This window comes from Cupriavidus sp. GW823-FHT06D04, assembly GCF_058795055.1.
This window is the reverse complement of record NZ_JBXAHL010000026.1, coordinates 74,196-92,335: the sequence shown is the minus strand read 5'-3', so window position 1 is coordinate 92,335 and position 18,140 is coordinate 74,196. Positions and strand designations below refer to the sequence as shown.

General features: G+C 65.8%; 20 protein-coding genes. 10 read left to right on the top strand and 10 right to left on the bottom strand.

Going from position 1 to position 18,140, the window contains the following annotated elements; genetic code table 11:
- Nucleotides 1–84: 84 nt before the first annotated feature.
- Nucleotides 85–1,689: a benzoate-CoA ligase family protein gene (locus AC1Q7H_RS26710; RefSeq protein ID WP_013953519.1), complete on the top strand. Its 1,605-nt coding sequence runs from the start codon at nucleotides 85–87 to the stop codon at nucleotides 1,687–1,689.
- Between the two features lie 47 nt (nucleotides 1,690–1,736).
- The gene (locus AC1Q7H_RS26705; RefSeq protein WP_013953520.1) at nucleotides 1,737–3,095 is read left to right on the top strand and encodes an MFS transporter; all 1,359 of its coding nucleotides are present in this window, start codon (nucleotides 1,737–1,739) and stop codon (nucleotides 3,093–3,095) included.
- Nucleotides 3,096–3,178: 83 nt separating this feature from the next.
- Here AC1Q7H_RS26705 and ycaC read toward each other — a convergent pair whose 3' ends face one another.
- The gene (ycaC, locus tag AC1Q7H_RS26700; protein WP_013953521.1) at nucleotides 3,179–3,805 is read right to left on the bottom strand and encodes an isochorismate family cysteine hydrolase YcaC; all 627 of its coding nucleotides are present in this window, start codon (nucleotides 3,803–3,805) and stop codon (nucleotides 3,179–3,181) included.
- Nucleotides 3,806–3,892: 87 nt separating this feature from the next.
- Nucleotides 3,893–4,570 carry an isochorismatase family protein gene (locus AC1Q7H_RS26695; RefSeq protein WP_013953523.1) on the bottom strand — a complete coding sequence of 226 codons (678 nt, stop codon included), beginning with the start codon at nucleotides 4,568–4,570 and terminating at the stop codon, nucleotides 3,893–3,895.
- Between the two features lie 151 nt (nucleotides 4,571–4,721).
- Between AC1Q7H_RS26695 and AC1Q7H_RS26690 the strand changes: the two genes are divergently transcribed.
- The 4 genes from AC1Q7H_RS26690 to AC1Q7H_RS26675 all read left to right on the top strand — a co-directional run bounded on the left by AC1Q7H_RS26690 (nucleotide 4,722) and on the right by AC1Q7H_RS26675 (nucleotide 6,941).
- Nucleotides 4,722–5,630 carry a LysR family transcriptional regulator gene (locus AC1Q7H_RS26690; RefSeq protein ID WP_041228689.1) on the top strand — a complete coding sequence of 303 codons (909 nt, stop codon included), beginning with the start codon at nucleotides 4,722–4,724 and terminating at the stop codon, nucleotides 5,628–5,630.
- 425 nt (nucleotides 5,631–6,055) lie between these two features.
- Entirely contained in the window at nucleotides 6,056–6,280 is a 225-nt protein-coding gene (locus AC1Q7H_RS26685; RefSeq protein ID WP_013953524.1) for a hypothetical protein, read from the top strand.
- 98 nt (nucleotides 6,281–6,378) lie between these two features.
- Entirely contained in the window at nucleotides 6,379–6,600 is a 222-nt protein-coding gene (gene infA, locus AC1Q7H_RS26680) for a translation initiation factor IF-1 (RefSeq protein ID WP_008646230.1), read from the top strand.
- Between the two features lie 86 nt (nucleotides 6,601–6,686).
- Nucleotides 6,687–6,941 carry a hypothetical protein gene (locus tag AC1Q7H_RS26675; protein WP_013953525.1) on the top strand — a complete coding sequence of 85 codons (255 nt, stop codon included), beginning with the start codon at nucleotides 6,687–6,689 and terminating at the stop codon, nucleotides 6,939–6,941.
- A 29-nt stretch (nucleotides 6,942–6,970) separates the two neighbouring features.
- Here AC1Q7H_RS26675 and AC1Q7H_RS26670 read toward each other — a convergent pair whose 3' ends face one another.
- From AC1Q7H_RS26670 to AC1Q7H_RS26655, 4 genes are all read right to left on the bottom strand, one after another.
- Nucleotides 6,971–7,345 (bottom strand): hypothetical protein, encoded by a 375-nt coding sequence (locus tag AC1Q7H_RS26670; RefSeq protein WP_013953526.1) that lies wholly within the window; start codon nucleotides 7,343–7,345, stop codon nucleotides 6,971–6,973.
- Between the two features lie 93 nt (nucleotides 7,346–7,438).
- Complete coding sequence (locus AC1Q7H_RS26665; protein WP_041228690.1) at nucleotides 7,439–7,765, bottom strand: hypothetical protein; 327 nt, start codon at nucleotides 7,763–7,765, stop codon at nucleotides 7,439–7,441.
- A gap of 142 nt (nucleotides 7,766–7,907) precedes the next feature.
- Nucleotides 7,908–8,210, bottom strand: a complete 303-nt coding sequence (locus AC1Q7H_RS26660; RefSeq protein ID WP_013953528.1) for a hypothetical protein — start codon at nucleotides 8,208–8,210, stop codon at nucleotides 7,908–7,910.
- A 178-nt stretch (nucleotides 8,211–8,388) separates the two neighbouring features.
- A complete protein-coding gene (locus AC1Q7H_RS26655) occupies nucleotides 8,389–8,592 on the bottom strand; it encodes a cold-shock protein (RefSeq protein ID WP_010812830.1) in 204 nt (67 codons plus the stop codon).
- Nucleotides 8,593–8,917: 325 nt separating this feature from the next.
- Between AC1Q7H_RS26655 and AC1Q7H_RS26650 the strand changes: the two genes are divergently transcribed.
- Complete coding sequence (locus AC1Q7H_RS26650) at nucleotides 8,918–9,145, top strand: hypothetical protein (protein WP_018308943.1); 228 nt, start codon at nucleotides 8,918–8,920, stop codon at nucleotides 9,143–9,145.
- Between the two features lie 84 nt (nucleotides 9,146–9,229).
- On the opposite strand, the gene AC1Q7H_RS26645 is transcribed toward AC1Q7H_RS26650, so the two are convergent.
- Complete coding sequence (locus AC1Q7H_RS26645) at nucleotides 9,230–11,467, bottom strand: NADP-dependent isocitrate dehydrogenase (RefSeq protein WP_041228691.1); 2,238 nt, start codon at nucleotides 11,465–11,467, stop codon at nucleotides 9,230–9,232.
- A 338-nt stretch (nucleotides 11,468–11,805) separates the two neighbouring features.
- On the opposite strand from AC1Q7H_RS26645, the gene AC1Q7H_RS26640 reads away from it, so the two are divergent.
- Nucleotides 11,806–13,167 carry an esterase-like activity of phytase family protein gene (locus AC1Q7H_RS26640; protein ID WP_013953532.1) on the top strand — a complete coding sequence of 454 codons (1,362 nt, stop codon included), beginning with the start codon at nucleotides 11,806–11,808 and terminating at the stop codon, nucleotides 13,165–13,167.
- A gap of 70 nt (nucleotides 13,168–13,237) precedes the next feature.
- Here AC1Q7H_RS26640 and AC1Q7H_RS26635 read toward each other — a convergent pair whose 3' ends face one another.
- The gene (locus tag AC1Q7H_RS26635) at nucleotides 13,238–14,779 is read right to left on the bottom strand and encodes a methyl-accepting chemotaxis protein (RefSeq protein ID WP_492381908.1); all 1,542 of its coding nucleotides are present in this window, start codon (nucleotides 14,777–14,779) and stop codon (nucleotides 13,238–13,240) included.
- Between the two features lie 280 nt (nucleotides 14,780–15,059).
- Between AC1Q7H_RS26635 and AC1Q7H_RS26630 the strand changes: the two genes are divergently transcribed.
- Complete coding sequence (locus AC1Q7H_RS26630) at nucleotides 15,060–15,488, top strand: phasin family protein (RefSeq protein ID WP_013953534.1); 429 nt, start codon at nucleotides 15,060–15,062, stop codon at nucleotides 15,486–15,488.
- Nucleotides 15,489–15,733: 245 nt separating this feature from the next.
- On the opposite strand, the gene AC1Q7H_RS26625 is transcribed toward AC1Q7H_RS26630, so the two are convergent.
- Nucleotides 15,734–16,663: a LysR family transcriptional regulator gene (locus tag AC1Q7H_RS26625; RefSeq protein WP_041228923.1), complete on the bottom strand. Its 930-nt coding sequence runs from the start codon at nucleotides 16,661–16,663 to the stop codon at nucleotides 15,734–15,736.
- Between the two features lie 187 nt (nucleotides 16,664–16,850).
- Here AC1Q7H_RS26625 and AC1Q7H_RS26620 point away from each other — a divergent pair, with 187 nt between their 5' ends.
- On the top strand, nucleotides 16,851–17,825 hold the full coding sequence (locus tag AC1Q7H_RS26620; RefSeq protein ID WP_492378917.1) for a tripartite tricarboxylate transporter substrate-binding protein: 975 nt from the start codon (nucleotides 16,851–16,853) through the stop codon (nucleotides 17,823–17,825).
- 8 nt (nucleotides 17,826–17,833) lie between these two features.
- Here AC1Q7H_RS26620 and AC1Q7H_RS26615 read toward each other — a convergent pair whose 3' ends face one another.
- Nucleotides 17,834–18,121 carry a XapX domain-containing protein gene (locus AC1Q7H_RS26615; RefSeq protein WP_013953538.1) on the bottom strand — a complete coding sequence of 96 codons (288 nt, stop codon included), beginning with the start codon at nucleotides 18,119–18,121 and terminating at the stop codon, nucleotides 17,834–17,836.
- Nucleotides 18,122–18,140 lie beyond the last annotated feature (19 nt).

Genomic DNA, 18,140 nt, shown 5'->3' with positions numbered 1-18,140 from the left:
CCCCCCCCCCCCCCTTCCCCCCCCCCCCCCCCCCCCCCCCCCCCCCCCCGCAGCACACCGTACACCAGAAACGGGGAGACACGCATGACCGCCATCACAGCAGACGTCCCGGTCCAGCCGCCGGGCACGTCCTTCAACTTTGCGGCGCACCTGCTCGGCTGCAACGCGGGGCGCACCGGCAAGACCGCCTATATCGACGACGACGGCCAGCTTAGCTATGGCGAACTGGCGCAGCAGGTGCGCCGCCTGGCCGCCGCGCTGCTTGATGCCGGCATCCGCCGCGAGGAGCGCGTGCTGCTGCTGATGCACGACTGCACGGACTGGCCGGTGTGCTTCCTGGGCGCGATGTATGCCGGCATCGTGCCGGTTGCCGTCAATACGCTGCTGACCGCCGACGACTACGTCTACATGCTGCAGCACAGCCGCGCGCAGGCGGTACTGGTCTCGGCCGCGCTGCTGCCGCTGCTGCAGGAAGCGCTGGCGCGGCCCGGGCATGAAGTCGGCAAGGTGTTCGTGTCGCGGGCGCGCGGGCCGCTGCCGGACGGCATGGTGGCGCTCGATACCGTGCTCGCCACGCAAGCGCCGTTGTCCGCGCCTGCCGCGACCAGTCCCGACGATCCCGGCTTCTGGCTCTATTCGTCCGGCTCGACCGGGCAGCCCAAGGGCGTGGTGCACAGCCACGGAAATCCGTACTGGACAGTCAGCCTGTATGCGGGCCCCGTGCTCGGCCTGCAGGAACAGGACATCTGCTTCTCCGCGGCCAAGCTCTATTTCGCCTACGGGCTCGGCAATGGCCTCAGCTTCCCGCTCAGCGTGGGCGCGACGGTAGTGCTGATGGCCGAGCGGCCCACGCCCGAAGCCACCTTCCGCCGCTGGCGCGAGCAGAAGCCGACCGTATTCTTCGGCGCGCCCACGGGCTATGCCGGCATGCTCGCATCGCCGGCGCTGCCCGCGCGCGACGAGGTGGCGCTGCGGCTGTGCTCGTCCGCCGGCGAGGCGTTGCCCGCCGACATCGGCCAGCGCTTCACCGCGCATTTTGGCTGCGAGATCATCGACGGCATCGGCTCCACCGAGATGCTGCATATCTTCCTGTCGAACCGGCCCGGCCAGGTGCGCTACGGCACCACCGGGTGGCCGGTGCCGGGCTACACCATCGAACTGCGCGACGAGGAAGGCCGCCCGGTGCCCGACGGCGAAATCGGCGACCTCTATATCCAGGGCCCCAGCGCCGCCATGATGTACTGGGCCAACCGCGAGAAGTCGCGCGAGACCTTCCGCGGCGGCTGGACCAAGAGCGGCGACAAGTACGTGCGCAACCCCGACGGCACCTACAGCTACGCCGGGCGCAGCGACGACATGCTCAAGGTCAGCGGCATCTACGTATCGCCGTTCGAGGTCGAGGCCACGCTGGTGCAGCACCCGGCCGTGCTGGAAGCCGCGGTGATCGGCGTGCCCGACCAGGAAGGGCTGGTCAAGACCAAGGCCTTCGTGGTGCTGAAGGCGGGCGCGCAGCTTGGCGACGGCGAGCTGAAGGCCTTCGTCAAGGAACGGCTGGCCGCCTACAAATACCCGCGTGCGATCGAGTTTGTCGAGGCACTGCCCAAGACCGCCACGGGCAAGATCCAGCGTTTCGTATTGCGCGAGCGCGAACTGAAGGCCGCCGAAGAGCGCGCCGCCGCGGTGGCGTGACCGGCAACGCCGGCCGCCCCGCCATACCACCATACCGGAGACAAACCATGCGTCAGATCGATGTCCACAAGCTGGCCGACGAGGCCCGCTTCAACCGCTTCCACGCGCTTATCCTGTTCTGGTGCGCGATCATCATCATCTTCGACGGCTACGACCTGGCCGTCGCCGGTATCGCGCTGCCATCGATCATGAAGCAGATGGGCGTGACGGCCACCAGCGCGGGCTTCATGGTCAGCTCGGCGCTGTTCGGCATGATGTTCGGCGCGATCTTCCTTGGCACCGTGGCCGACCGCATCGGCCGCAGGCGCGCCATCGCCATCTGTATTGCGCTATTCAGCGTCTTCACCGCGGCGGCTGGCTTTACCAGCGACCCGGTAACGTTCAGCATCACGCGCTTTCTCGCGGGCCTGGGCATCGGCGGCGTGATGCCAAACGTGGTGGCGCAGATGACCGAGTACTCGCCGCGCAAGCTGCGCGGCACACTGGTGACGCTGATGTTTAGCGGCTATTCGGTCGGCGGCATGCTGGCCGCGCTGCTGGGCAAGGGGCTGATCGAGAGCTATGGCTGGCAGTCGGTTTTCCTCGCTGCCGGCCTGCCCGTGCTGCTGGTCCCGCTGGTGCTGCGCTCGCTGCCGGAGTCGATGCCCTACCTGCTCCGCACCGGCCAGACCGACGCTCTGCAATCCGTGGTATCGCGCCTGGTGCCGTCGCATCGCGCGCAAGCCGGCGACGTCTTCACGCTGGCTGCGGACGACAACGCCGGCAGCGCGCCGATCCGCCGCCTGTTCCAGGACGGCCGCGGCTTCAGCACGGTGATGTTCTGGGTGGCGTTCTTCATGTGCCTGTTTATGGTGTACGCGCTCAGCTCGTGGCTGACCAAGCTGATGGCGGGCGCGGGCTACAGCCTGGGCTCGGCGCTGACTTTCGTTCTGGTGCTGAACTTCGGCGCCATGCTCGGCGCGATCGGTGGCGGCTGGCTGGCCGACCGGCTGCCGATCAAGTACGTGCTGATCGCCATGTACTCGCTGGCCGCGGTGTCGATCACGCTGCTGGGCTACCCGATGCCCAGCGCAGCGCTGTTCGTCGTGGTGGGCCTGGCAGGTGCTTCCACCATCGGCACGCAGATCGTCACCTATGCCTATGCGGGCCAGTTCTATCCGATGGCAGTGCGCGGCACCGGCATCGGCTGGGCTTCAGGCGTGGGACGCAGCGGCGCCATCCTGGCACCGATCGTGATCGGCGTGCTGGTGGGGATGTCGTTGCCGCTGCAGCAGAACTTCCTGGCGATGGCGATCCCGGCAGTGATTGCGGTGGGGGCGGTGTCGATGATCAATCACCGGCGCTCGGCGTCGGCGCAGGCGGAAGTCGCTGCGCCGCCGGTGAGGGGGGCTGTGAAGGAAGCCTGAGGGACCTTGCTTGCCACTTGGGTGTTCCCCTCTCCCGCTTGCGGGAGAGGGGAACAAACCAGCGGCTCGCTGAAGGGCGTTGCTTACTTGCTGCCCTTCACTGCCGTGTACGCCGTAATCAAATTCCGATAGTCCGGAATATGGTTCGAGAACAGCGTGCCCAGACCCTCGATGTCGTTGCGCCAGTCGCGATGCAGTTCGCAAGCCACGCCGAACCACGACATCAGCTGCGCGCCAGCGTCAGACATCCGTTGCCAGGCCGAATCGCGCGTGATTTCGTTGAAGGTGCCAGAGGCATCGGTCACGACAAAGACTTCGAAACCCTCTTCGATCGCCGACAACGCCGGGAAGGCCACGCAAACCTCGGTGACCACGCCGGCGATCAGCAGTTGCTTCTTGCCGGTGGCACGCACCGCGGCCACGAAGTCCTCGTTATCCCAGGCGTTGATCTGGCCCGGGCGCGGAATGAACGGTGCGTTCGGGAACATGGCCTTGAGCTCGGGCACCATCGGTCCGTTGGGGCCATCCTCGAAGCTGGTGGTCAGGACGGTCGGCAGCTTGAAGTACTTGGCCAGGTCGGCCAGTGCCAGCACGTTGTTCTTGAACTTGTCGGGCTCGATATCCCGCACCAGCGACAGCAGGCCGGCCTGGTGATCGACCATCAGGACGGCGGCCTGGCTCTTGTCCAGGCGCTTGTAGGGCTTGCTCATGACGTTCTCCTGTGAACAGAAGGTGCGGACCCGCGGCGTTCGCCGAGGGTCCGCACCCGGGGTGTGCAGGCCGTTGCCAGCCTGGCGTCAGCGCTTGGAGTCCAGGACCTCGTGGTTCTTCTCCACGTCCTGGGCCTTGAGATAGCTTTCGATCAGCAGGCGGTAGGCCGGGAAGATCTGCGTGTAGACCTCGGCCCATTGCTGCGCGTCGGGGCGGTTCCAGCTCTGCTGCAGTTCAGAGGCCACGGCGGCGGTATCCATCGGCACCACGCCGGCCTGGACGATGCGCGCCAGGGTGATTTCCTGCGCCATCTTGGAATAGGTGCCCGAGGCATCCACCACGGCGAACACCTTGTAGCCGTCGGCCACCGCGCTGATCGACGGGAACGCCATGCACACGCTGGTGATGGTGCCGGCGATGATCAGGGTCTTCTTGCCCGTCTCACGCACCGCGGCGACAAAGTCGGGGTTGTCCCAGGCGTTGATCTCGCCCTTGCGCGCGACGTATTTGGCATGGGGGGCGTTTTCGTGGATTTCCGGAATCAACGGGCCGTTCGGGCCTTGCGGCACGGATGCCGTGGTGATCACTGGCAGCTTGCACAGCGTCGCCATCTTGGCCAGCGCGGCAGCACGGGCGCGCAGCTCAGGCATCGGCATATCACCAACGGTCTGGAACAGGCCGCTCTGGTGGTCGATCAGCAGCATGGCCGTATCGGCGGGATCCAGTACCGGACGCTTGCCGTTGAAATTCGCGGGTGTGGTCATGTGGCTTTCTCCTATGCGGTTGGCGAAACCGGCGACTCGGGGCAGTCCCAAGCCGACCGTGTGGGCAAAGCATAGGTCTTGGCAGATCGCACCGGTAGGACGGAAAATCTGCCCTCAGCGTCCTACTGGCAGGACGACAGGAGCCGCCCGCTTGCATCCCGACCTGAATGACCTGTATTACTTCGCGCAGGTAGTCGACCACCAGGGCTTTGCGCCCGCCGGGCGCGTGCTCGGCATACCCAAGTCCAAGCTGAGCCGGCGCGTGGCCATGCTGGAAGAGCGCCTCGGCGTGCGCCTGATCCAGCGCTCGACGCGGCGCTTCTCCGTGACAGAACTGGGACAGACGTACTACACCCACTGCAAGGCCATGCTGGTGGAGGCCGAAGCGGCCGAGAGCGCGATCGTGCAAACCCGCGCCGAACCCAGCGGCCTGGTGCGCATGAGCTGCCCGGTGGCGCTGCTGCACGCGCGCGTGGGCGACATGATTGCGGATTTCATGGCGGCGAACCCCAAGGTCATCGTGCACCTGGAAGCCACCAACCGGCGCGTGGACGTGGTGGCAGAGGGGATCGACCTGGCCATCCGCGTGCGCGTGCCGCCACTGGAAGACAGCGACCTGGTGATGCGCGTGCTGGCCGAGCGCGCCTGGTGCTTCGTGGCCAGCCCGGCGCTGCTGGCCGGCCATGGGCCGCTGCTGGCGCCCGCGGACCTCAACGCGCTGCCAACGCTGGACCTGGGCCCGCCGCGCCCCTCGCACACCTGGTCGCTGTATGGCCCCGATGGCGCCAGCGCCGACCTGCACCACAAGCCCCGGCTGGTCACCGACGACATGATCATGCTGCGCACCGCGGCCGTGGCCGGTGCCGGCATCGTGCAGCTGCCGGTCATGATGATGACCGACGAGCTGCGCGATGGCCGGCTGGTGAAGGTCCTGCCGGACTGGTCGGTCAGGGGCGGCGTGATCCACGCCGTGTTCCCGTCACGGCGCGGGCTGCTGCCTTCGGTGCGTGAACTGATCGACTTCCTGTCGCAGCGCTTCGCGCAGATCAGCGAACACTGAGCACTACAAGGCGGCCGCACCAGGGGCACTGCCCGTCACGCGGGCAGGATTGGCCCGGAAGTGGTATCATTCGGCATTCTATGCACGGATCGGCAACGCCCGACATCCGTGCGCCAGCCGCAAGACAATCTCACAAAAGCATTCAGCGGCGGCATATCGGGCGTACACCCGATGCGTCTTTGGGCCGAACGGCCCACCACCCTTATCCGACCGGCGGCATGTCCGCTCCGCAACGATCGCCCCTGTACCCGGCGCATCGGCTTGCGCAGGCATGGTCCACTTCACGCCAGATTCAACGCCCGTGCTGCCGCGCGGGCCCGACGCTGGCACACAGCAACGGCGAACGGCCGCCACCGCGCGACGCTCAGCATCGGCAATCCGATGCACCGCGCCACCTGCGGCCGCGCCCATGAACAGGCATCACATTGAATCGAATCAACCCTACCCCTTACACCGTTTCCGTCTATCCCATCCAGCAGGAACCCGGCCTCTGGTTCGCGACCTACATGATTGCGGAATACCGCAATGGCGCCGAACGCATCGTCGCCAACGTGGCAATGCGCCACGACACGCACCGCTCTGAAGCCCGCGCGAGGCAGTCAGCCCGCCGTGCCGGCGAACGCGCCGCGGCACGCCTGCGCCAGCAGTAAGCCAGGCATAGCAAGCCCCATCCCATCGGCCAGTTGGTGTCCAGTTGGCCGTCACAACAGCTCGCGCACAAGCGGCGCGGCTACAGCAAGGAGCCTCCTTGGCAAAAGAAGAACTGGTCGAATTTGGCGGCAAGGTGTCGGAAGTCCTGCCCGACAACCGTTTCCGCGTGATCCTGGAAAACGGCTTCGAAGTCTGGGCGTACTCGTCCGGACGGCTGAAGAAGAACCGCATCCGCGTGCTGGCGGGCGACCGCGTCACGCTGGAGATGTCGCCCTACGACCTCACCAAGGGACGCATCAACTACCGGCACAAGTCGTAAAGCCAGCGTCCCCTCGCCATGGCATGCGCCGCGCCGGCGCGTGCCGTCCCGCTAACGATTCATCCCTCAATCAAGGAGAACCGATCATGTCCGTCATCGAAGAATGGGAAGCCGTGCACCTGACGCCCGAAGGCTGGCAGGCAGGCAGTTACCGGCATGCACCGTGGCAGGCGGTTGAAGTCGCACCGCCCGCGTCAGGCGTGCTGACCGTCAGGCGCCATGTGACGGCCACCTATTGCGGGCCGTCGCGCGCGGTGGAAGACCGTACTCCCGAGATCGCCGACATGGCGCTGATCGAGGCGCTGCTGGAGCGCCACGGCGACCCAGTATTCCAGATCTGACTGACCGGGCTTGACGATTGCGTGCGGCCTCAGCCAAGCACGCGCACATGCGGCCGGGCCGTCCTGAGCCCCGCGCCGACCGGCCTCAGCTCGCCGTCCCATGGTGAGGCGGCGAGGTCCAGAACCGAATCTCCCTCGCGTGCCTTGTCGTGCAACTGGTCGCGCACCACCTGGCCGATGGCCAGGCGGCACAGCGCCTCGCCGCTGGCGGCAAGCTGACCCTGCAGGGCCCCTTGCTCGGCCAGCACGCCGAACGACCGCCGCCCCACACCCACGAAGCTGGTGAACAGCACCCCAGTGGGACGCTCCGCATCGATAAAGCAGACTGCTACGTGATAGGTGATGCCTTTGCCCTCACCGGGCAACGTGCACAGAAAACCAGATGATCCCGAACGCATGTCCATGAACGGACTCCTTGCAGTCTGACGGATAGCGCCGCGCCTGTTTCCCCGCTCCGCAAACGGCCTGTATCAGGCCGCTGCGGAACCGGATAATACCTAGATCGACGTCACGGATTCGCCGGCGACCAGGCCATTGATGATATCTTCGCCGAACTGCAGCGCACCGCGGCGCGCCGAGCCGATGTTCTCCCAACGCGATTCACCCATGGGGTACACGCGCGCATGGTCGCTGCCAGGGCGATAGCCCTCGCGGCAAATCACGATCGACGCGAGGAAGCTGTTGTCGGGCTTGATGCGCGGCCAGGCCTGCTCAGGCCGATGGCGATAAACCAGGGGATACAGATCGAAACCCTTGTAGCTGGCAAAGGGCGTACTGCCGGGAACAGTGTTGCCGGGACTGCGGCTGGGACTGCTGTCGCTCACGACATCTCCATGCGGCATCGTGCCGCGCTGATAGGAAGGATTGCTGAACTCATGTGGATCACGCGCACGACATGAGCTATGGCCCTGCGCGGGCGTCAGTGGTAAAGAATGCACCACGGCGCCAGGGCCCGTCGTCGGACCTTCAGGACGCCATCGGCGCGCCGGCCGTTGTTACCGATACCCCCGGCACCGCGCCATTGATGATGGCCTCGGCATAGCGCAACGCACCGCGTCGCGCGCCACCGACGTTATCCCACGGTGCGGCGTCCAGGCGGAACGTGCGCGCCTGCATGCCTTCGGGCGACTCGCCTTCCAGGCAGATCACCACGGCAGCATCGAAGGAACGGTCGGGCCGCGGCTCGGGCCATATGCGCTCGGCGGCGTGCTTGTACACCAGGGGATAGAGGTCGTATCCCTTGTAAGTTGCAGCCGGATAGATATCCATGGCAGCCTCCGCCGTTTGGTGATCCTGCCCCCACTCTACGCTTGTTGCCGCGCCAGCAGTGGCTTTATTTCACCGTTGCGGGGAATAGCGGCAACGGAAATAAAAAAGCTCCGCGTTGGCGGAGCTTTTTTCATTGGACTGGCGCCTCGGCGCTCAGCTCAACTCAGGTCGGTGCGATTCAGATCGGCTCGATCTTGGTCGCGGCCGGGCCCTTTTGGCCGACGCCAGCGACGTAACGCACCTTCTGGCCTTCTTGCAGCGACTTGAAGCCGTTGCCCTGGATTTCGGAGAAGTGCGCGAACAGGTCGTTGCCGCCTGCATCAGGCGTAATGAAGCCAAAACCCTTCGAATCGTTAAACCACTTGACGGTACCGGTTTCCATGTTGGATTCCTCAATAAGTTTTTTCTCACCGGCAAAAGCGCCGGCAAGGCATGACGATCAAGGAAGACACAAGGAGAAAAAGTGGCGCCGTGTGGGCAAGCACCTGGACTTCTAGGTTGCTGCTTGAAAGATCCTGCACTCAACCTTATACAGGCCCCACTCAGGCATGTCAATGAACTTCGCCGGATCGGGTCCAAATCACATGGAAAGTGCCGGGTTGAGGGTCTCGCCGGGCGAAATCCCGTGTGCGCCGCATGTGCACGTCCACTTCCGGCCCCGAAGGCGCCGGCATGCTACAGTGGCCGATCGAACGGAACAGACACGGATGACACTCTGCACTGCCTGCCAGGCCATTGAACGCCACGTGCGCGGCGCCCCCGGGCACGCGGCACTGCGCATCACCGACACCCGACGCATAAAGCCCGCCGGTTCCGCCGCCATCACCATCAGCAGCTTCGTCTGCCAGGACTGCGGCGCGCTCTGGACGTACCGTGACCAGAAGAGCGGTCCGGAACAGGGGTGGGACATCCATATGGAAGCGCAGCAGCCATAGCGCCATCTGCGGCGCAAAAAGAAAAACCCCGGGCCAGGGCCCGGGGTTGCGACACCTGCCGGCCCGCCAGGCGGGCCAGTCCGGTCAGGCCGTCACGGTCGACAGCGCGGCGTTCAGCGTCTGGCTCGGGCGCATTGCGGCGCTGAGCTTGTCGGCTTCCGGCATGTAATAGCCGCCGATATCCACCGGCTTGCCCTGCACGGCGCCCAGTTCGCCAACGATCTTCTGCTCGTTGTCGGTCAGCGTCTTGGCCAGCGGCGCAAACTTGGTGGCCAGTTCCGCGTCGTCCGACTGGACGGCGAGTTCCTGCGCCCAGTACATCGCCAGGTAGAACTGGCTGCCGCGGTTGTCCAGCTGGCCGGTCTTGGGCGACGGGCTCTTGTTGTTGTCCAGCAGCTTGCCGGTAGCAGCATCCAGCGTCTTGGCCAGGATCTTGGCGCGCGCGTTGCCGGTCTTGATGCCCACGTCTTCCAGCGACACCGCCAGCGCCAGGAACTCGCCCAGCGAATCCCAGCGCAGGTGATTCTCTTCCACCAGCTGCTTGACGTGCTTCGGTGCCGAACCGCCGGCGCCGGTTTCATACATGCCGCCGCCGGCCATCAGCGGGACGATCGACAGCATCTTGGCGCTGGTGCCCAGTTCCATGATCGGGAACAGGTCGGTCAGGTAGTCGCGCAGGATGTTGCCAGTCACCGAGATGGTGTCCAGGCCGCGGATCACGCGCTCCAGCGTGTAGCGCATGGCGCGCACCTGCGACATGATCTGGATGTCCAGGCCGGTGGTGTCGTAGCCCTTCAGGTAGGCCTCGACCTTCTTGATCAGCTCGGCCTCGTGCGGACGGTACGGGTCCAGCCAGAACACGGCCGGCATGCCCGAGTTGCGCGCGCGCGTGACGGCCAGCTTGACCCAGTCGCGGATCGGCGCATCCTTGACTTGGCACATGCGCCAGATGTCGCCCTGCTCAACGTCCTGCGTCAGCAGCACTTCACCGGTGGCCAGGTCGACGATGTTGGCGACGCCGTCTTCGGCGATCTCGAAGGTCTTGTCGTGCGAGCCGTATTCTTCGGCCTTCTGCGCCATCAGGCCCACGTTGGGCACAGTGCCCATGGTGGTCGGGTCGAAGTTGCCGTTGGTCTTGCAGAAGTTGATGATCTCCTGGTAGATGCGGGCAAAGGTGCTTTCCGGAATCACGGCCTTGGTGTCCTTCGGACGGCCGTCGGCACCCCACATCTTGCCGCCGATGCGGATCATGGCCGGCATCGAGGCATCGACGATCACGTCGTTGGGCGCGTGCAGGTTGGAGATGCCCTTGGCCGAATCCACCATGGCCAGTTCCGGGCGATGCTCGTGGCAGGCGTGCAGGTCGCGGATGATCTCTTCGCGCTTGGAGCTGGGCAGCGCCTCGATCTTCTCGTACAGGTTGACCAGGCCGTTGTTGACGTTCACGCCCAGTTCATCGAACAGCGCGCCGTGCTTGGCAAAGGCTTCCTTGTAGAAGATCTTGACGGCGTGGCCGAACACGATCGGGTGCGACACCTTCATCATGGTCGCCTTGACGTGCAGCGACAGCATCACGCCGGTCTTGCGCGCGTCTTCGAACTGCTCTTCATAGAAGTCGCACAGCGCCTTCTTGCTCATGAACATGCTGTCGATGATCTCGCCATCCAGCAGCGAGACCTTGGGCTTGAGCACGATGGTCTTGCCGCTCTTGGTGACCAGTTCCATCTTGACGTCACGCGCCTTGTCCAGGGTCATGGACTTTTCGCCGTGGTAGAAGTCACCATGCTTCATGTGCGCCACGTGCGTGCGCGAAGCCATGCTCCACTCGCCCATGCTGTGCGGGTGCTTGCGCGCGAAGTTCTTGACCGCTGCCGGTGCGCGGCGGTCGGAGTTGCCCTCGCGCAGGACCGGGTTCACGGCGCTGCCCAGGCACTTGGAGTAGCGCTTCTGGATGGCCTTTTCTTCGTCGGTCTTCGGGTCTTCCGGATAGTCCGGCACCTTGTAGCCCTTGCCCTGCAGTTCACGGATGGCGCTCACCAGCTGGTGCACCGAGGCGCTGATGTTGGGCAGCTTGATGATGTTGGTGTCCGGCAGCTGCGTCAGCTTGCCCAGCTCGGCCAGGTTGTCCGGCACGCGCTGTGCTTCGGTCAGGAATTCGGGGAATTCGCCCAGGATACGGCCGGCCACCGAGATATCGCTGGTGGTCACGTTGATGCCGGCCGGCTTGGTGAAGGTCTGGATGATCGGGAGGAACGCACTGGTCGCCAGCAGCGGAGCTTCGTCGGTCAGCGTGTAGATGATGGTGGGTTGCTGGTTACTCATTGCTTCTCTCAGATCCTCGAACGGGTGGTGGGACATCCGCCTGCTGGGTCACAGCCGGCGGCAAACTAGGCGAAAAATAGAATTTTGCCTCAGTTTGCTTTCAGGGGCCTGAAATCCCACTGCTTTTTGCGCGGCTATCGGCAAAAATCCGGACGCCGGTGCCGCATTGGGCCGCCCGCGCAGCATGATTGTTCGCAGATTGCACCGGCACGGTGCCCGCATGGCGCCTACGCTGCGGCGCAACATGACCGGGCCGTGCGCCCCGCGGATCACAGTCCTGTCAAACTTGGCGTCGACAATGCAGGGTTTTGTCCTCTTCAACGCCAAGGAAAACCACAATGTCTCGTCATTTGCTGCTGGCCCAGGCGGCCATCGCACTGGGCTGCCTGGGGGTGGCGCAGGCCTGGGCGCAGGCCCCTGCTGCCTACCCCGCCACGCTGGCCGGCCACGCGGTGCTGCCGGCCCAGACCCTGCTTGCCGTGCCGAAGGACGCGCCCGCTGACCTGCAGGTCAGCGGCAAGTTCACCACCGCGCAGCGTGTGGACACGCCGGGCACGGTCGAAGGCAAGTCCAATGGCCGCCCCACCGGCGTGTCGCTGCCGTTCCGCGGCCAGCCGGCACAGGGGCATTCCGGCATCAAGCGCATGGCCGACGGCAGTTTCTGGGTGCTGACCGACAACGGCGCCGGCGCCAAGGCCAACTCGCCGGACTTCATGCTGTACCTGAACCACTACAAGGTGGACTTTGGCAGCGGCCGCCTGCAGCGCCTGAAGACCATCTTCCTGCACGACCCCGACAAGAAGGTGCCGTTCCGCATCGTCCACGAGGGCACCAGGCAGCGCTACCTGACGGGGTCGGATTTCGATACGGAGAGCTTCCAGTTCGCCGGCGGCGCGCTGTGGATCGGCGATGAATTCGGCCCGTTCCTGATCAAGGCGGACCTGGACGGCAAGGTACTGGCCGTGTTCGACACCATGGTCGACGGCAAGGTGGTGCGCTCGCCCGACCATCCCGCCGTCACCGCGCCCGGCGCGCCGGACGGCAGCGTGAAGTTCCAGGTGCGGCGCTCCAAGGGTTTCGAGGGCATGGCGTCCTCGCCCGACGGCAGCAAGCTGTACGCGCTGCTGGAAGGCGCGCTGTGGGACGAGGCCGCCAAGGGTTACGAGAACGAAGGCGGCAAGCCCTACCTGCGCGTGCTGGAGTTTGATGTCAGGCAGCAGGCCTGGACCGGCCGCCACTGGAAATACGTGCTGGAAGGCGCCAGCCATGCCATCGGCGACTTCAACATGATCGATGCCACCACCGGCCTTATCATCGAGCGCGACAACGGCGAAGGCACGCCGGACAAGGCCTGCCCGGCCGGGCAGAAGCGCCCGGACTGCTTTGACGACGTGGCCAAGTTCAAGCGCGTGTACAAGGTCGAACTGAGCGATGCCAACGCCGGCGGGCCGCTGCGCAAGATCGGCTATATCGACCTGCTGCGCATTGCCGATCCGGGCAAGCTTGCGCGCAAGCCGTTGACGGATGGCGTGCTGGCGTTCCCGTTTTTCACCATCGAGAACGTCGACGTGGTCGACGCCACGCATATCGTGGTGGGCAACGACAACAACCTGCCCTTCAGCAGCAGCCGCGAGCCGAACCAGGCGGATGACAATGAGCTGGTGTTGCTGGAGGTGGCGGATTTCTTGAAGGCGCGGTGAGCGTCTGCTGTGATGGGGGATTCTCCCCTCTCCCGCTTGCGGGAGAGGGGAGAAAACAAACAGGGTGCGCTTACGCCGCCAGCCTGAACGTCGACACTGCCTCTTTCAGCCGCTGTGCCTGCTCCTCCAGCGAGCCCGCTGCAGCGGCGGCCTCTTCCACCAGCGCCGCGTTCTGCTGCGTCACGGTATCCATTTGCGTCACCGCCTGGTTGACCTGCTCGATCCCCGCGCTCTGCTCGGCCGAGGCCGCGCTGATCTCGCCCATAATGTCGGTCACGCGCTTGACCGCGGCAACGATCTCCACCATGGTCTGGCCGGCCTGCGTCACCTGCATCGAACCCTTCTCGACGCGATCGACCGAATCCCCGATCAGCGCCTTGATTTCCTTGGCGGCAGAGGCGCTGCGCTGCGCGAGCGTGCGCACCTCGCCCGCGACCACGGCGAAGCCGCGGCCCTGTTCGCCGGCACGCGCCGCTTCCACCGCGGCATTGAGCGCCAGGATATTGGTCTGGAAAGCGATGCCTTCAATCACGGCGATGATGTCGACCACCTTCCTCGACGCGCCGTTGATCTCTTCCATGGTCTCGGCAACCTTGCCCGCCGCGTCGCCGCCCTTCTCGGCGATGTCCGAGGCATTGACCGCCAGCGTGCTGGCCTGTCGCGCGTTGTCCGCGTTCTGGCGCACGATGCTGGTCAGCTCTTCCATGCTGGCCGCGGTCTGCTGCAGCGACGAGGCCTGTTCTTCCGTGCGCTGCGACAGGTCGGTGTTGCCGGCCGCGATCTGGCTGGTGCCGGACACGATCGACTCCGTGCCCGCGCGCACCTGGCGCACGATGCGCAGGATATTGGCGTTCATGTCCGCCAGCGCCTGCAGCAGCTGTCCGGCTTCATCGCGGCTGTCGACGTCGATGCGGCTGGTCAGGTCGCCCGACGCCACGGTGCGCGCCACCGCCACGGCGCGATGCAGCGGCCGCGTGATGCCCGCCGTCAGCCATACCGAGAACGCGATGCCGATCGCCAGCACCACCACGCCCAGCCCGATCAGGCTATTGCGGGCGTTGACGTAGATGCCGTTGATATCGCGCGCGGTGGCGTCGATGCTGGCGCGCTGGATGTCGAGCAGCTTCTGGATCTCGCCCAGGTAGGCGTCGCCGGCGGGAACGAAGTCTTTCTCCAGCACCTGGTTGGCCTCTTCGGTCAGCCCCTCTTGCTTGAGTTTGGTGATCTTGTCGCGGCCGTTGTTGTACGGGTCGCGCACACTCAGGATCTTCTGGAATGCGGCCTTCTCCTCGGCCGAGCTGAGCATCGGCTGGAGCTTGTCGCGCAGCGCGGCGATGCCTTCGATCGACGCCTTGGTCTCGGCCGCGAAGAATGCCCCGAGCGACGGGTCGGCACTGCGCGCCACCGCCGTGGTGCGGCGCACGCTGGTGTGCATGAGGCGGTACCAGTCGCTGACCAGCCGCTCCTTGGTCAGCGGCTGCTGCATCATTGCGTGCGTGCGCTCAGCCACCTGTTGCAGGCGCATCATGCCGAATACCGTCATGAGCGCAGAAAGCAGCAATACCACCCCAAAGCCGATGCCGAGGCGGACCCCGATGCCTAGATTCTTCATGTCTTCTACCTGATTAGCACTGGTTACGGCGAAGTGCCGGTCCGCGCCTGGGACCGGCGCGGCGTTCTTCGCTCTCATCGTCCGCGGACGGGCCCGGTCGGGCCGACGCACTTGCGGGCTATGGATGCCAACGGCATGGGGTCCGGAATCTTTAGGGTCTTCCTCGATTGACGGCCAGAAGTGTGCGGATACCGGCTATAGTGGACAGGAATCCGGCCGAAGGGAGCATGCCAACCCCGCCGCCGGCCACCCTGCCAGTCCTTCCAGAAGGAGACCCAGCATGGCCACGCCTCCCAATCCCTTTGCAGACTTCACCAAGATGATGGAACAGTTCCGCCTGCCGGGCGTGGACATGAGCGCGGTAATCGAAGCGCGCCGCAAGGACATCGAGGCCCTGACCGAGGCCAACAAGCTGGCCTATGAGGGTATCCAGGCCGTCGTGCAGAAGCAGCAGGAGATCTTCGCCCAGACCATGCAGCAGCTGCAGGCGGCCGCTCAGCAGTACAGCACCGCGGGCAATCCTGCCGAGGCCATGGCCAAGCACAGTGAATTCGTGCAGCAGCAGCTGCACCAGGCATTGGAGAACATGCGCGCGCTGGCCGAAACCGCGCAGAAGGCGCAGGCCGAGGCGCTTGCGGTGATCAGCAAGCGCGCCGAGCAGAATGTGAAGGAGGCTGGCGAGTTGCTCAAGCCGAAAACCAAAGGCTAGCGCAGACCACCGCTAGCGCTGCTCGGGCGGGCTGGGGCAATCGCCCCGGCAAAGCGGGCGTGCGCCTCGAGGTCCGCCGGCCGATGCTTCACCCTGGTACTGGCCGGGTCGTTGCCGAGGTAGTTGCTTCCTGTGTGGAGGAACGATTGGGGACCTACGCTATCGTAGCCGCAAGCCGTGCCACCGCCGCGGCAGGCGACGACCCTGGCACTACCGCCGCGGGTCCCGGCTCCCTGAAGGCGGCCTCACCGCACCCATCCCCGCTCCATCAACGGCACATCCCACGGCGGCTCGCCCTGCAGGCTTTCCGCCAGGTAGTCCACCAGCACCCGCACCTTCAGCGCCTGCCGCTGCGTGGCCGGATACACGGCGGCGAACTCGAACGATGACAGCGAATAGTCGTGCAGCACCGGCACCAGCCGGCCGGCCAGCAGGTCTTCGCTGGCGACCAGCGTGGGCAGGCAGACCACGGCGGCGCCGCTGACGGCGTAGTCACGCAACAGGTGGACGGAGTTGGTGCGCATGCGCGGGGCCAGGTCGATCTCGACCGATTCGGCATCGCGCGAGAAGGTCCACTTGTTGCGGGTCGGGTAGGCGGAATACAGCGCCACCTTGCTGCAGATCAGGTCCGCCGGCCGCTCCGGCTTGCCCCAGCGTTCGATGAACGCCGGGGCCACGCAGAAGATGCGGCGCAGCGTGAACAAGCGCCGCGCGATCAGCGAATCGTTCTGGGGCGCAAAGATCTGGAAGGCCACGTCGAAGCCTTCTTCGATCGGGTCGATGACGCGGTCGTTGACGACGATGTCCAGCTCGATATCCGGATACTGCTGGCTGAAGCCGGCCAGGATGTCGGCGAAGTGCCGGATGGCAAACCCGGGCAGCACCTGGATGCGCAGGCGCCCGGCCGGGGTGGCGCGCAGGTCGCGCATCTGGTCGGTCAGGTCGGTCAGGTTGGCGACCACGTCGGCGCATTGACGATAGTAGGTCTCGCCCACTTCCGACAGGCGCACGTGCCGCGTGCTGCGATGGAACAGCGGCGCGTTGATGTACTTCTCGAGCTGCTGCACGCGGTGGCTGACCACGGAATTGGTCACGCCGAGCTGGCGCGCGGCCTCGGCAAAGCTAAGCGTGTCCGCGACCCTGACAAAGGCTTCGATACTTAGAAAACGGTCCATGGCAAACCCGGCGGCGAAGGGATCGATGTTGACACGCGGCAGTGCTACCATCTGGCGCTCGCCGGGCCGATGGGAGCGCCCGGCAACTTGCCGCGCTTGGTTGCACAACGTTGACGCGCGGCGCCATTCCAGCCGCGATCAGAAGGCAGTTCGACGGCAATCATAGCGAACGAGGGGCAGATCCGTCATGCAGATCCGTGCATTGCATCGCCGCCGGCTGGTGCTGGGCGGCGCCGCGGCCGTGCTGCTGGCCGGCCGCGCCGGCGCACAGGCGCGCAGCAACGGCTCGCTGGTGCTGGTCGTGCCGTTTGCGCCAGGCGGCGTGGTCGACAAGACCGCGCGCGAAGTCCATGCGGGCCTCGGACGGCGGCTCGGCCAGAACGTGGTGATCGAGAACCACGACGGCGCCGGCGGCACCATCGGCACCAGCATCGTGGCGCGCAGCAAGGCCGATGGCCACACCATCGGCCTGGTCTATGACTCGTATGCAACCGAGCCGCTGGCCTACCCGAACCTGCCTTACCGCGCCGGGCGCGATCTCACCGGCGTGTCTTACATGGTGCGCCCGCCGATGGCGCTGGTGGTGCCGGCCGCGTCGCCGTGGCGCACGCTGCAGGACTATGTACGGGCGTGCCGGCAGTCGCGCGAGGTGTCTTATGCCTCCGTGGGTGTCGGCAGTTCCAACCACCTGACCGCCGAATGGTTCCACCAGGCCGCCGGCACCCATGGCCTGCACGTGCCGTTCCGCGGCGGCGCCCCGGCACTGAAAGACCTGCTGGGCGGCCATGTCGACTCGATGTTTGCCAGCCTGCCGCTGGTGCTGGCGCAACTGCAGGCCGGCAAGCTGCGGGCGCTGGCGGTCAGCGCTTCTGCGCGCAATCCGCATCTGCCGACGGTGCCCACGCTGGCCGACACCTGGCCGGGCCTGGTCAGCTACTCCTGGGTCGGCATGATCGCGCCGGCCGGTACGCCGGCCGCGCAACTCGACCGCCGGGCCGCCGCAGTCAGCCAGACGCTGCGCGAAACGGCCGTAACGCAGCGCCTTTACGACAATGGCTTCGAAGTCGTGGCCAGCGGACGTGAAGCGATGAATGCGCTAGTCGCTTCCGAAGCGGCGCGCTGGGCGGAGCTGGCGCGGCAACGCACGCTGGCGCTGGGCTAGCGCAATGCCTAGTGCGCCTGCGGCTGGTCCCCGGCGTCCTGCGCTGCCGGGCGTGCCGCCGTCGGCGCCGCCGGTGCGCCGGTGATCTTCGGCACGCACTCGCCACGGAACCAGGCCACCGTGACCGGCTCGCCCGCCAGCAGGCGCTTGACGGGCGGCACCACTTGCTCGCCGATCAGCATGCCCAGCAAGCCGATCAGCGCCACCACCGGCGGCGCCGGCGAGCGCACCTGCAACAGTGCATAGATGATGCCGACCAGGATGCCGGCGGCCAGTGATACCAGATAGAGCTTCATTGCTTTTTCCCTGAAATGG